The sequence below is a fragment of the Nocardia speluncae NBRC 108251 genome, assembly GCF_001613245.1.
GTDB lineage: Bacteria > Actinomycetota > Actinomycetes > Mycobacteriales > Mycobacteriaceae > Nocardia > Nocardia speluncae.
In genome coordinates, this window is the sequence record NZ_BDBZ01000001.1 from 44,038 (window position 1) to 57,502 (window position 13,465).

Here is a 13,465-nt window from a genome sequence, read left to right on the forward strand (position 1 = left end):
GTCGCTGCGGGGTAATGGCCGGCGCCGATCGTCATGGTCCAGCTGCTGCCCGCCGCTGCCATGGTGGCGCTGGCCGTGGAGGTGCCCACCGAGTAGCGCGCTGATGCTGGTGGCCGAAGCCGATTGTGTGATCGGCACCGAGGTCATGATCAGGTTCGCGACGGCGGCGATGGTGAGGGACAGGCCGATTCCGGCAACGACGGTTCCCACCGGCATCTGTCACGGCTCCCGGATGAACGGCACGCGGCGCGCGAACGTCAGCGACAGCTCGATCGCCGCCACCAGCAGAACCGGTTGCGGGCCGAACCGGGTGATGGCGCGAGGACGCTACCTGGGATGCGCCCGAACAGGGTGACAGTGACTCGCCGGTGCACCACACTGAGAGGGTTTGGAATACGCGGGAGGAGAGTCGCTATGGCTTCTCGGTACACAGCGGCGGTCGAGCGTGAGATCGTCGGTATGCGAACACAATACGAGGACTGGGTGAACACCGGCGAGCTGTGGTCGTTGCGGGAACTGTTCAGTACACCGGACTGCGATATCGCAGAGTACTGCACAGAGTTCCGCCCCAGCGAATTCGGCCCGCAGGCATGTGACGATGTGGAGCGCTACTGCCGGGCGCAGGGTATCTGGCTGGAACCCGGTGGCGCGCATTACAACAGCATGACACCGTATCTGCACCCGGGTCCTGTCAGTGCACGGCGACTGACCGTGATCGGATTGTTCAACGCAATCCTGTTCTGGCTCAACGATACTGTGGGCCGGGAAAAGTACGGTCACCTATCGGAATCCGAACAGCGCAAGGCACATGGCGAACTGGAGCGCCTCTGTCACCTGCTGGAAACTCGGAAACCTCCCGCTGACCCGTCTCCGGTCGAGGAGGCGACGGTCGTTTTCCTGTCGCAGGTCGACGAACTGTCGGACGCTCGGTGGCGCGACGAATTCCTCGCTTCGACGGTGGAACATCTGCGCACCGCGATCCGGGACCAGAACGCTCGGGCACGTGGTGATCTGCTGTCGGTCGCGGAGTACATCGATCTGCGCGCGCAGGTATCGGGTATGTACCCGGCCATCGCCCTGTGCGAGTTCGGCCGCGACAGTTACCTGGCCGGTGATCAGCTGGCGCGGATGGGCCTGGCCACAGACCTACGCCGATTACGCGTGCTCACGGCGGAAATCGGTGCGTTGATGAACGATATGTTCTCCTTCGAGAAGGAATGCATTGCGGACCGGTCGGATTTCAACCTGGTCCCGGTCTGCCTGCTGAACACGCCCGATTCGAACCTCGCGGACGCGGTACGCGATGCCGGCACCTTGGTGCGCGACCGTGTCACCGAGTTCCGCCGACGTCACGATGCGCTTGCGGACCGCTGCCGCGAACCAGGTCTTGCCGATACCGAACTCGCCGCGCAACTGCGTGTACATCTCGCCGACCTTGCGGGTTGTGTCCAGGCGAGCTGGGTCTGGCAACTGATCACGACCCGGTACAAAGGGATGAGTATCTTCTCGGAGAACCACCCCCATCCGGCCGGAGCGCGGTCGATGAGCAATGATGGTGATCATCAAGGGTAGCCACCCCACCTGTCGGTAGGCGATGTTCCATGGCTGCAAGCGGGCGGTGGCGGGCACAGCGGCGAAGGGGAGCGATGGAGTCGGAGCACAGCGAACTGGTTCGAACCTGGTCTGCGGCCCTCCAGGCGACCAGTGGCTCTGCACCCTCCGATCCGATTAACGAGCATCTGCTGAGCTGGCTGGTGCACGACCTCGCGCATGCGCTCACCACCACGCCGTTCGATGTCGATGCGGGCGCCAGGGCGGGCGCCGCCCTGGCGGCCACGGATCTGCCGGTAACCGACGTGGTGGCCACGTCGGTTCCGGTGCTGTGGGCGCTCACGGGGCCGGGCGACGATCCCGAAACGGTCCGGAGAATGTCGTTACTGCTGGCAAAACTCGGCGAAGGTTTCGGTATCCGGCGGCAGATGATGTTCGCCCCGCCCGACTCTCCGGGCGCGGCAGCGCAACGGATGGACGAACGCTTCCGGGTGGTTTTCGACAATGCGGCGGTGGCCATCGCCATCGGTGATACCAACGGCGTTCTGCTCAACGCCAACCAGGCCCTCGCGGATATGATCGGGGTCCCTGCCGACGACCTACTCGGTATCTCGGTCTACGAATTCGCCCACCCCGAGGACCGGGACCGCATCCGCAGGCTTGTCTACGAGCGTTTGGTGCCGCATAAACAGGGCACGGTGAAACTGGAACAGCAGATCGGACGGGCCGACGGCAGCTACGGGTGGGCGGCGTTCTCGATCACCTTCGTGCAGGGCCAGGTGGGCCATCCCGACTATCTGCTGGCAGTGGGCGAGGATGTCACCGAACAGCACCGGATGCGCGAGGAACTGCACCGGCAGGCGCGCCACGACCTGCTGACCGGGCTGCCGAACCGGCGGCAGCTACTCGAATGGCTGGATGCGGCGATCCGCGACGCCGGCCCGCGGGACCGGATCGGGTTGTGCTTCGTGGACCTGGACCGGTTCAAGTACATCAACGATCGTTACGGTCACGGCACGGGCGACAAGGTCCTCACCGCTGTCGCGAGCCGGTTGAACAACAGTGTGGCGGGGTTGGATTGCCTGGTTGCGCGGATCGGCGGCGACGAATTCGTGACACTCGTCCCGCCGCCCGTCGACAATGAGCGGATGGCCGAGGTGGCCGAACGGTTGCTCGGCGCATTATCGGAGCCGATTCTGACCGGTGGGAACCAGCTCGACGTCTCGGCCAGTATCGGCGCGGTGGTGACAACGGTCGAGGGCGGCCAGGCGGAGGCTCTGCTGGACGCCGCCGATACCGGACTGTACCGCGCCAAGAACCGTGGAAAAGCGCAGTGGGTTCTGCATACGATGCCGGTGGACGACGGTTCCGAACCGGACCCTGTGGACGGTGGCGGCCCGACCGGCGGCGCCCGTTGATCCAGGGCGGTCAGGCGGTCGGGGACATGGTGCCGACGAGCCCTCCATCGACGATCAGGTCCTGGCTGTTGATGTAGGAGGCATCGGGCGAGCCCAGAAAAGCCACTGCGTCGGCGACCTCGCCGGGGTGGCCGAACCGGCCGGCCGGGACTCGGCTCCGGCTGGCGGCGGCAACCCGCGCCGGGAGATCGGCCTCGGGGTACATGGGGGTATCGATATAGCCGGGGCTGACGGAGTTGACGCGGATACCGCGCGGAGCGAGATCCGCGGCGAGAGTCCGGGCCAGATTGTGTACGGCGGCCTTGGTGGCGGAATAGAGCCCCAGCACATCGACACCCCGATGCAGGGTCCACGAGGCGTTGACGACGACCGCCCCGCCGTCGGGGATGAGCGGCAGTGCCTTCTGGACGGTGAAGAAAACCCCTTTGAAGTTGACCGCCACGGAGCGGTCGAAATCATCCTCGGTGATCTCCCGGATGGGCGCGAAGATTCCGACCCCGGCATTTGCGAAGACCATATCGAGCCGGTGATACCGGTCCCGGATGTCCTGCATCAGCGCATCGAGGGCGGTGAGGTCGGCGACGTCCGCGAGGAAACCGTGTGCCCGGCCGCCGAGGTCCGTCACGGCCGCATCCAGCCGGGCGGCGTCGCGTCCGGTGACGACCACCGTCGCGCCCTCGCCGATGAGACGTCTCGCCGTGGCGAACCCTATTCCGCTGGTACCGCCGGTGACCAGTACGGTCTTGTCGAAGTAACGAGTCATAGGGAAAGACTGGGTGTTCGAACGGCAGGTGAACAGACCGAGCTGATGCTGGGTGTGGTACCACCAGGCATTGCGTCCGTGTCACGGGCTCAGCTGATCAGGCGGGACTCCTCGGCGAGGGATTCCAGCCATTCCAGCGTGCCGGTGCCGGGTGTCGGATTGTGCAGAACCAGGTGGTGACCGGGATGGTCCGGCAGCGGAAGCCGGGTGTACTCGAAATGTAGGTCACCGCCGTACGGATGGGTGATGGCCTTGGTGCCGTTCGCTGATTCGGTGACATCGTGCCTGGCCCACAGCCGAGCGAATTCTGGACTGGCCGTACCGAGTTCGGCCGCAATCCGGTGAAAGCCCCGGTCCTGCGGATGCCGCGCCGCGTCGGCACGGAACCGCGCGACGATATCGGGCGCCGCCTCCACCCAGTGGGTGAAGGCGGCGCGGTAGCGGCTGCTGGTGAAAAACGCCACCAGGCAGTTGTCGTCGTCATCGGTGAGACCGAATACTTCGCACGCCGTACTGTTCACCGCCGCGAACCCCCAGTGCCGGTCGATGATGTAGGCCGGGCGGGGCAGCCAGGCGTCCAGAATGCGGTGCCACTCCGGCGTGACCGGTTGTGCCGGATCGGCCGCGCCGGTGCCGGCGCGGGGCGGCTCGAGACCCGCCAGCCGGTACAGATAGGCCTGTTCGTGGGTGTTCAGGCGCAGTGCGCCGGCAACAGCGTCCAGCACTTGTGCCGACACCCGGATATCGCGTCCCTGTTCGAGCCACGTGTACCAGGACACCCCGACCCCGGCGAGCACCGCGACCTCTTCCCTGCGCAGCCCCGGGGTACGGCGCAGCCCGGCCGGTGGCAGGCCGACATCGGCGGGTGACAACCGGGCTCGCCTGGAGGTGAGGAATTCGCGGAGTTCGTCTCTTCGGTCCACCTCCTCAGATTAGGCGGGGTTTCCCGGCTATGCGGCGGGTCCGGTGCCGGCGGGCACGGGCATGCTGGAGACCGTGAACGGCAGCGAGTCCGGGTCCGACCCTGCCACCAGCCGGTTGTACTGACTGTTGACGACCAGCAGGCGCCCGTTCTCGGTCAGTGCCGCCTGGCTGGGATGCAGAAATCCGCCCGGCGGGACGAGACTGTCGACGATCCGGGCGCTGGTGAGGTCCTCGCTCAGTTCCAGCACGGCCACCCGGGGCTCCTGGTCGGTGTCGGCGTAGAGATTCCCCTGTGTCACATAGACCCGTCGTCCGTCTTCGGAGATCAAGGCGTCGCCACTGGGCAGCAAATCTGCGCCGAGGTCCACCTCCCGGACGTCGCCGGTGAACCGGTCGATCCGCCAGAGCCGGCCGGTGTTGCTCTGCACCGACAGCAGATACCGGCCGACTGCGAGGATGCCGTTGAGATTGTGTTCCCCGTGTACCCAATCGATGGCCGTATTTTCGATATCGAGCCACGGTTGCATCTGCCAGCGGCCGTCGCGTTCGGTGATCCGGTAGATCGCCGGCAGGAAGGAATCGGTGACGTATGCCGTGCCGTCGTCCGCGACGGACACTTCGTTCACGAAACCGCCGGGCAGCCCGCGAAGCTCGGTGAGCAGTTCACCGCTGCCGGGATCGTAGACCCGGGTGACGTTGCTGTCGGCACCGTTGACGAACAACCGCCCCGCGGCGTCGATGGTCATTCCGGAGGTGAGTGTTCGTCCGTCGGTCCCGTGCGGTGACCACAGCTCCGCTTCGGGCCGGTCGAGGTGTCCGCGATACAGCGCGCCGTCCGCGGCGCTGCCGACGAAATAATGCCCGGTCCCGGGGTCGTAGGCGAGACCGGTGGGGAAGGCCCGGTCGCCGGGGATTACATAATGCTCGGGCGGCTCGGCCGGGGCGGGCGCCGTGCAGGCGAGAGCGACCGATGCGGTCAGCCCGAGGATGAGATGGCGTATACGAACGCGCATGGCGGTCGTCCTTTCTTGGATGCGATCTTCCGCATCCTCTGCCATCTGCGGCGTTTCTCCCGATACTTGCCGATACGGGTGTTCATGTTCCTGGGTGTGCGAAACATAGGAACAACGACTGCCGGTCTACCGGGTGAACCGACGAGAAAGGCCCCGCACCCGTAGGTGCGGAGCCTTCAAGTCACACGAAATCAGATCGCGCGGACGTCCTGAGCCTGCGGACCCTTCTGGCCCTGGCCGATCTCGAACTCAACCCGCTGACCCTCTTCGAGGGTTTTGAAACCCGAGCCCCCGATGGCCGAGTAATGCACGAAGACGTCAGGGCCGCCTCCGTCTTGGGCGATGAAGCCGAAGCCCTTTTCGCCGTTGAACCATTTCACACTGCCTTGCGCCATGCTTTAATACTTCATTCCTGTAGATGAGCCGCGCAGATCACTTTGATTAGCACAGTCTCGGTGGACAAGTGTGCCATACGTGCTGCCGGTTTGTCGAGGGGGGTGTACCTCCGGTGCGGACCCGGCTTCCGATCCGGCCGTTTTCCCACGCCGCACGCGATGCGGGGTAGGCCCGGTGCGGAGGTAGCCGGTAGTCGCACGCCTCCAGGACCGGCCCTATTCCTCCGTGAGCCGGCCCGCCGCCAAATGCCAGCGGCGAGTCGCGTGCACGGAATTCAGCATCCGGCGGTCGTGCGTCACCAGCACGAGGGTGCCGGTGAAGGAGTCGACGGCCTGCTCGAGCTGTTCGATAGCCGGCAGGTCGAGGTGGTTGGTCGGCTCGTCGAGAACGAGCAGGTTCACGCCGCGGGCCTGCAACAGGGCCAGCGCAGCGCGGGTGCGTTCGCCTGGCGAAAGTGTGTCGCAGGGGCGGATGACGTGCGGTCCGCGTAGCCCGAACTTGGCCAGCAAGGTCCGCACGTCGGCATCCGGCCAGTCGGGGACGGCCGCCCCGAAGGTCGTGGCCAGGGGCCCGGCACCACGGAACAGGCCGCGGGCCTGGTCGACCTCCCCGATCTGCACCCCGGAGCCGAGCGTCACGGTGCCGGAACCGGGCGCCAGCTTGCCGAGTAGCAGCGCGAGCAGGGTCGATTTACCGGAACCGTTTGCCCCGGTCAGGACGATCCGGTCAGCCCAGTCGATCTGCGTGCTGATCGGTCCGAGGACGAAATCACCCCGAGTGACGGTGGCATTGCCGGCCGTCGCCACGACGGAACCGCTGCGTGGCGCCACCGCGATCTCCATCCGCAGATCCCACTCCTTACGCGGTTCCACCACCTCATCGAGCCGTTCGATGCGGCGCTGCGTCTGCCGGGCCTTGGCGGCCTGCTTCTCGGTGGATTCGGCACGGGTCTTCCGGGTGATCTTGTCGGAATCGCTCTTCCCCTTGCGGCGCGCATTGCGCACACCGTGCTCCAGCCAGTTGCGCTGCATCCGCGCCCGCGCCTCCAGGGCGGATTTGGTATCGGCGAATTCGTCGTACGCTTCGCGCGCGTGCCGGCGCGCGATCTCGCGTTCGGCCAGATAGGAGTCGTAGCCGCCGTCGTAGAAGTTGACCTGCTGCTGGGCGAGGTCCAGTTCGAGAACGGCGGTCACCGTTCGGGTCAGGAATTCGCGATCGTGGCTGATGATCATCAGCGGCACCCGGACACCGGTGACGAAACGTTCGAGGCGGTCGAGCCCGTCGAGGTCGAGGTCATTGGTGGGCTCGTCGAGCAGCAGGATATCGAAGCGTGACAACAGAACCGCCGCAAGACCGGCGCGGGCGGCCTGCCCACCGGACAGCCCCGTCATCGGGGTGTCCAATCCGCCCGCGAGGCCGGCGGTGAGCCCGAGATCGGCAGCGACCTCCGCGGCGCGCTGTTCGAAATCGGCGCCGCCGAGGGCGAGCCAATGCTCGAGGGCAGGGGAGTAGTCGTCGTCGCCACCGTCGGCGAGTCGCTCGGCGGCCGCATCCATGACCCGCTGGGCCCAGGCGACGGCGGTCCGGCGGGCCAGGAATTCGAGCACGGTCTCGCCGGCCGTGCGCTCGGGTTCCTGGGCCAGATAGCCGACGGTGGCATCGGGCGGGCTGAGGGTGATCCTGCCTTCGCCCGGGTCGCCGCCGGCGAGCATGCGCAGCAGTGTCGATTTACCCGCGCCGTTGACGCCGACCAGCCCGACCACATCGCCGGGAGCGAGAGTCAGATCGAGGTCGGCGAACAAGGTGCGTTCGGCGTGCCCGGCCGAAAGGCCGCTGGCCTGCAATGTTGCGCTCACCAGGCATATTCTGCCCGGGCCTGCGGCAATGCCTGGAACCGGCCGTCAGGAAGTGGATGTCCCGCTCGGTGAGCGGGACGATGGTCAAGTGAGGTCGCGGCGGCAAGGCGCATCTACCACAGTCGAGGGCATTGTGGCCGGCAACCACTCCGGTCACAATGGAGCGTAGGAGCAACGAACCACATACCTGCAAGGCATGTTCTCCGTTCTCTGTATCGGAGTCATGTTGTTGTGCAAGGAGTTTCCCCACCGGCCTGCGGCCTGGAACTTCGCCGGCCGCTCGGGATCGGTTGCCCCCCATGGTTCCCGGCGGTGCCGTATCGGATGCTGGACAGCCCGGCAGGTGAGTATGATCTGGCGGCGTGGAGCTTGTCTTGTATCAGTCGCTGTGGTCCGGCGTGACCACCCGGCGGTACGCGAACGCACCCGTGCAGCACCCGTCACGGTCTGTGCGGAGCATCGGATGATCGAACAGCCCCTCGTCTGGGTCGCGGCATCCGGCAGATTGTCGAGCATCGCAACGGATTCCACCCACAAGCCTCGCCGGTGCCAGCTACGGCAAGGATTCGAACCGGACTGGATGCTCGCCCAGCGCTCCTGAAGGTAGCCGTGTTCCCATTCCATACCTGGAGTTAACTCTTTGACGACACAGCACGAACCCCAACCACAACGGTCCGCTTGGCGCGGATTCGGCGAGCCACCGCCTCTGACCGGTCCGCAACGGTTTCCGACGTATACCGAGGAATTCGCGGCCGCCCCGCACGAGGTCTATGATCAGATGCGCTGCCAGCACAAGACCTTGGCGTCGGTAGAGCTGGCGCCAGGCGTCCCGGCCACCTTGGTGATCGGGTACTTCACTGCCATCCGGATCAACAACGATGACGCCCATTTTCCCGCGGACCCGCGCACCTGGCAGGAGAGGGTGCCCGACGACTGCCCGGTGAAACCCATGATGGCGCATCGCCCCAATGCGCTACGCAGTGCCGGTGATGAGCACCGGCGTTTCCGGAAAGCAAGCGTAGACGGCATCGACGAGATCAACCTGTTCAATCTTAACTCGGAGATCGAAAGCATCGCGATACCGCAGATCAACGAATTCTGCAGGCTCGGGCAAGCCGATCTGTTAGGTCAGTATGCCTTTCCGTTGACCTTCGCGTACCTGAACCAGATGGTTGGATGCCCCCCTCAGATCGGCCAGGATGTCGCACAAGGCATGGCGCAGATGTTCGAAGGCGCCAACGCCGCTGAGGGGAACGCGCTGTTCGAGGGTGCGCTGGCTCGGCTGGTTTCACTCAAGCGAACCGTGCCCGGTGAGGACCTGACGTCTCGACTGATTGCCCACCCGGCCGGCCTCACCGATAGCGAACTCGTCCAGCAACTCGTGACCATCTACGGCGCGGGTATCGAGCCGTTGACCAACCTGATCGCCAACACTCTCCTGCTGATGCTCAGCGACAGCCGGTTTCAGGGCGAGGCCGCTTTGACGACCCAGGATGCGTTGAACGAGCTGTTGTTCAAGGACCCGCCGCTGGCAAACTTCCTCATCACGTACCCGCGGCAGCCGATCTTGGTGGACGAGGTCTGGTTACCTGCCGACCAGCCGGTTGTCACAAGTATGGGAGCCTGCAACAACGACCCGGCCATCGTCGGCGCCTATACCGACAACCGATCTCATCTTGCGTGGGGCACCGGTCCGCACACGTGCCCGGCGAAGTCCGTCGCGTACTCCGTCGCGCAGAATGCCATCGATCAGCTTTTCGATGCGCTGCCCGAGATGATGCTGTCCTGCCGGCCGGATGAATTGGTGTGGCGCCCGGGCGGGTTCCATCGGTCATTGGCGGCGCTGCCGGTGGAGTTTCCGCAGTCCGGCCCCTTCTGATCTCCGAGTGGCCGGCCTCGGGGTGGTCTCCATCCCCGAGGCCGTGCCCTACTCGCGATCAGGCTGTTCGGTCAGTCCGTACTAGCGGCCGAGATGGCGCTCGCATACTCTTCGACATATGTTCCGGGCGTGAACGCTGTGCGCAGGAGCCCGCTCGGAAGTTCGAACGCGTCGACTAGATCGCGTAGATGCGGGGCGAGAAATTCGTGCAGCTGACGACGCATTTCCATGAGCGGCTGCGCTGTCTTCGGTAGTGGCCCGTCCGGCAGCATCTCCGTTCCGTGCCTCAGGCATTGGCCGACGGCATAGAGCACGATGAGCCTTTCCAACACCTCCCGCAGCTCGGTCGGAATCCCGCCTATCCGGTCTGCCAACGCCTGGGCGGATTGGTGGGCGGTATGGGCTTCGGCGGCTGCCATCGAAAGATGGTAAATCGCATCCCACCGTTCTTGACGGCTTCCGCTTGTGTTCGCATACGCCTCGAGCGTCCGGTGATGCAGGAAACGGGCCCGGTCGTCGAGCCAGCTCAACCACTGGCCGTGGGTGTCGATATCGAAGAGCTGGTCATTCCAACCGGATTGCTTCCACTCCCCTGGAAGGGCGATCCGGCGGTACGCTGCCTGCAAGCCGATAACGTAGCTGTCGCCCTCCGCAGTGGCCGCAGCGTCACGCAGTGCTCGATACACCATGATCTGGTTGTGCGCGAAAACCCCCTGGGCCCCGAGCCGGTCACGGACCTCGGCGGTGACTCGCAGTGCCACCGAGGTGGTGAAATTCTTTGTCAGCGATACCAGATCGGTCAATTCCGGAGCTTGCTCGTCGGCGCCCTTCTCGATCGCTGCCGAGAATGCCTCGATCGCCACCTCCACGGACATACCGGCCATGTAGGTCTCGGCGATGGCATCGATCAGCCGGTCGCGATGAGCAGGCACATCCAACAGCGCAATGCGGTCGGCGCCGCGGTCCATGCTTGCGATATCGCGCTGTTCAGCGTGTTTTAGGGCGATGGCCAGGGACGCTCGACACACTGCGGCGGACATCGCCGAAATCGCCAGCCGGCCGGCCCGCACTCGACTGATCGCACGCCAGACCTGATTGTCTGCCGGGATGGGCGAGATGAGTTGGCCGTTGTCGTCGATGAAGGTGCCGGTATGGGACAGCAGGCATTCGCGAGGCAGCCGGACGTGGTCGAAGCGAGTGATGGAGTTGTCCATTCCCAGGCCGGGCTTCTCGGGAAGCGCGCGAATGGTGATCCCCGGCCGGACCGTCCCGTCGGTGTCTACCAGTCGCACCAGGAACGGGTAGTTTCCGCAGTTCGCCCCATCGATCAGCAACCGCGCGAATACGATGCCGAACCGCGATACGCCATTCACTGGCGGCGGGGCAGTCGTCGGCATGAATTTGACAGCTGCGTCCGTGGGTGTATCGAGTACGAAACTGCCGCCATCTGCCGGGTCGTATGTCGCTGTGGTTTCGAGATTCGGCAGGTCGCTACCGTGGCCTACCTCGGTCAATACGTACGCGCCTACCGCACGTCCCTCGAGAAGCTCGGTCAGAACCGCCTCGACCTCACCGGTTCGGGAATGCTGCTCCAGTAGTGTGCCCAGAACGAGATTCACCTGCACCGTGAGCAGGGCACCGAGGTGTGGATCGACCACGGTAGCTTGTTCGTGCAGTGCCACGAGGGCGCGCAGATCAGAAATCGTATCGACGGCATCCAGACGCGGAAGCAGTTGCAGGTACCGCTCGTAGGCTCGTTTTCCGGGGTCTTTCGTAGCGGCCCACCAATCCTGATCGAATGCCGACTCGCTGAACACATCTGTGTACCGTTGAGCCGCTTCCCGCCGACCGGCGAACAAGACGTTCGACAGGTCGTCTGAATACCCCTGGGAAACCATTACTGCCTCCTACTCAAATTCGAACCCTGCAGTGGCAGATGTTCCGCTGCAGGCATTACGCGGTAATCGTCTCCCGGTATCCGGGCGCTCGGTCGGCTCATCCGCGAGCGCTGCCTCGTGGATGAGCATCTCCGCATACGCGAATACCGAACGATCACCGATCAGGGTTCAAAGCGCCGCGTACCACACCCCTCCAGGGGCAGTATCAGCAGGCGTGTCCGGGCTCCCTGCGGCCGAGGGGGCGGGATCTGGGCGGCCTTCCGGCAGCCGCGTGCGGGAGAAGAGGGACCGGCCGTTGGATAGACGAGGTTCCTGAGCGTGCTGGCCATCTGTGGCACGTTGCGTGTCCGTCACCTGCCCGGAACTTGCTGACCATGATGTTCCCGCGATCGGGGCACCGAAGATGGCTGTTAGGGGACCATCGACCATGTCCTGCAACTCTCCAACTCCAACCGCCAGATCTGTTCGGTCATCCCGCGGACAGCTTCGACGGGTGACGTCACCGTTGCCGCCGAGTTGCCGTGACTTGACCGAAACACGAAAAATATTGTGCCACAACTATCGTTCGTGTTGTCCGCTTAGGAGAATTCACAACTGATCCAGGTCGGTTACCAGGTGCTTTGGTGATGCCAGCCTCGCGGGCGGCGGTCGGGACGAAGTCGGTCGAACGTGTGGTCCACAGGTTCGCTGGCTCACTGGCGTCCCCGGTGCTCTGAAGGCTTGCAGCCTTTCGCGGCGCCAGGTGCGCGCTCCAAGCCTGTTCGGGAAGTCGATCACGGATTTGGGCTTCACCCTGTCTGGGCCCATGGGCAGCGCCCGAATCGGCAATCAATCGGGGGGTCCACAACCGATCCGTAATGCGCCGAACGTTCAGTGGTGCGCCGGCGATATGCGCTGAGCGTTGAAGCTGCTCCGGTGCGCCGAGTGAACTCGGCCTCGAACCTCCGAGATTCGTCACCAGCAGCGCGTGCTCTCGACGAGCGGTTGTACGACCGGCCCACCACCTTCAGTTCGGTCGTGGCAGCAGAGTGTCCTGAAGCCTGGGGGCGAGTTTCGATCTCACGCCCAACGCGCATGGTTCGAACCAGGGGCAACGTATTCGGGCCCGGGCGCAGCAAACCGGTTCTGGCGATGTTCGTGCAACGAGCGAGGATGATCGCCGAAGCGATCGGCTGGCTCGATCGTGCGGTCTCGCTGGATTCCTCGCTCATCTGCGGTGATCAGCGCGTGACCCGCGGCATGAGCGGCCGGGCGGGAGTCGAGTAGATCGCCCAAATCGTCTACGCACGGATCGACCACTGAAATCCATGAACAATACCGACCGTTACGTCGACTAATATTTCTGGCAAATATACAGACAGGCGAACCGCTTGCGGCATCCGAGTACCGCCTGGTCAGCCGACTATCCATGAAACCCCAGATCATCGGCCTAGACCAAACGCTGTGAGTGATACCAGTGAGCTCGAAGAACGATTGTGAGACAATATGTTTCGTGCCTCGGTCGATCAATAGCAACTATGCGGCAACGATAATGTTGCAGTTCGAAGCGACCGCAGGATCGGCTCGGCGGCACGGCCACGCTACCGCTCGGCCGATTCGGACCGATTGCCCATCGCACCAACCACCCGGATGGAGTACCCGCGGCGGCCGTCCGGGCTTTCCGTTGTCTTACCGTGCCATCGCGGTCGGCCGGATTTCGCACGCGCCAATATCGGGTCGCGATGCTCAACTCCTTTCGGCTGGCTCGCAGCACGAGTACCCACAGCA

11 protein-coding genes are annotated in these 13,465 nt (G+C 64.6%); 5 read left to right on the top strand and 6 right to left on the bottom strand.

The window, feature by feature from the left end; genetic code table 11:
• The first annotated feature begins 103 nt into the window (after positions 1–103).
• From NS6_RS00205 to NS6_RS00215, 3 genes are all read left to right on the top strand, one after another.
• On the top strand, positions 104–355 hold the full coding sequence (locus NS6_RS00205; protein WP_068035087.1) for a hypothetical protein: 252 nt from the start codon (positions 104–106) through the stop codon (positions 353–355).
• A 59-nt stretch (positions 356–414) separates the two neighbouring features.
• Positions 415–1,572 carry a terpene synthase family protein gene (locus NS6_RS00210; RefSeq protein ID WP_084470491.1) on the top strand — a complete coding sequence of 386 codons (1,158 nt, stop codon included), beginning with the start codon at positions 415–417 and terminating at the stop codon, positions 1,570–1,572.
• 74 nt (positions 1,573–1,646) lie between these two features.
• Positions 1,647–2,969, top strand: coding sequence for a diguanylate cyclase domain-containing protein (locus NS6_RS00215; RefSeq protein ID WP_068035089.1), 1,323 nt, complete (start codon positions 1,647–1,649; stop codon positions 2,967–2,969).
• A 10-nt stretch (positions 2,970–2,979) separates the two neighbouring features.
• On the opposite strand, the gene NS6_RS00220 is transcribed toward NS6_RS00215, so the two are convergent.
• The 5 genes from NS6_RS00220 to NS6_RS00240 all read right to left on the bottom strand — a co-directional run bounded on the left by NS6_RS00220 (position 2,980) and on the right by NS6_RS00240 (position 7,921).
• Positions 2,980–3,732: an SDR family oxidoreductase gene (locus tag NS6_RS00220; protein ID WP_068035092.1), complete on the bottom strand. Its 753-nt coding sequence runs from the start codon at positions 3,730–3,732 to the stop codon at positions 2,980–2,982.
• 89 nt (positions 3,733–3,821) lie between these two features.
• On the bottom strand, positions 3,822–4,655 hold the full coding sequence (locus tag NS6_RS00225) for a helix-turn-helix transcriptional regulator (protein ID WP_068035094.1): 834 nt from the start codon (positions 4,653–4,655) through the stop codon (positions 3,822–3,824).
• A 27-nt stretch (positions 4,656–4,682) separates the two neighbouring features.
• Positions 4,683–5,669, bottom strand: coding sequence for an SMP-30/gluconolactonase/LRE family protein (locus tag NS6_RS00230; RefSeq protein WP_157112555.1), 987 nt, complete (start codon positions 5,667–5,669; stop codon positions 4,683–4,685).
• Positions 5,670–5,860: 191 nt separating this feature from the next.
• Positions 5,861–6,064: a cold-shock protein gene (locus tag NS6_RS00235; protein WP_033242606.1), complete on the bottom strand. Its 204-nt coding sequence runs from the start codon at positions 6,062–6,064 to the stop codon at positions 5,861–5,863.
• 216 nt (positions 6,065–6,280) lie between these two features.
• A complete protein-coding gene (locus tag NS6_RS00240; RefSeq protein ID WP_068035098.1) occupies positions 6,281–7,921 on the bottom strand; it encodes an ABC-F family ATP-binding cassette domain-containing protein in 1,641 nt (546 codons plus the stop codon).
• A gap of 463 nt (positions 7,922–8,384) precedes the next feature.
• On the opposite strand from NS6_RS00240, the gene NS6_RS34470 reads away from it, so the two are divergent.
• Together NS6_RS34470 and NS6_RS00250 are read left to right on the top strand one after the other, a co-directional pair.
• A complete protein-coding gene (locus tag NS6_RS34470) occupies positions 8,385–8,522 on the top strand; it encodes a hypothetical protein (RefSeq protein WP_157112556.1) in 138 nt (45 codons plus the stop codon).
• A 39-nt stretch (positions 8,523–8,561) separates the two neighbouring features.
• Positions 8,562–9,800, top strand: coding sequence for a cytochrome P450 family protein (locus tag NS6_RS00250; protein ID WP_245669072.1), 1,239 nt, complete (start codon positions 8,562–8,564; stop codon positions 9,798–9,800).
• Between the two features lie 71 nt (positions 9,801–9,871).
• Here NS6_RS00250 and NS6_RS00255 read toward each other — a convergent pair whose 3' ends face one another.
• Complete coding sequence (locus NS6_RS00255) at positions 9,872–11,698, bottom strand: acyl-CoA dehydrogenase family protein (protein ID WP_068035101.1); 1,827 nt, start codon at positions 11,696–11,698, stop codon at positions 9,872–9,874.
• Between the last annotated feature and the right edge of the window lie 1,767 nt (positions 11,699–13,465).

Coding starts and splice junctions, on each gene's coding strand:
- NS6_RS00205 (WP_068035087.1), top strand. CDS start 104: ATGCTGGTGGCCGAAGCCGATTGTGTGATCGGCACCGAGGTCATGATC.
- NS6_RS00210 (WP_084470491.1), top strand. CDS start 415: ATGGCTTCTCGGTACACAGCGGCGGTCGAGCGTGAGATCGTCGGTATG.
- NS6_RS00215 (WP_068035089.1), top strand. CDS start 1,647: ATGGAGTCGGAGCACAGCGAACTGGTTCGAACCTGGTCTGCGGCCCTC.
- NS6_RS00220 (WP_068035092.1), bottom strand. CDS start 3,732: ATGACTCGTTACTTCGACAAGACCGTACTGGTCACCGGCGGTACCAGC.
- NS6_RS00230 (WP_157112555.1), bottom strand. CDS start 5,669: ATGCGCGTTCGTATACGCCATCTCATCCTCGGGCTGACCGCATCGGTC.
- NS6_RS00235 (WP_033242606.1), bottom strand. CDS start 6,064: ATGGCGCAAGGCAGTGTGAAATGGTTCAACGGCGAAAAGGGCTTCGGC.
- NS6_RS34470 (WP_157112556.1), top strand. CDS start 8,385: ATGATCGAACAGCCCCTCGTCTGGGTCGCGGCATCCGGCAGATTGTCG.
- NS6_RS00255 (WP_068035101.1), bottom strand. CDS start 11,698: ATGGTTTCCCAGGGGTATTCAGACGACCTGTCGAACGTCTTGTTCGCC.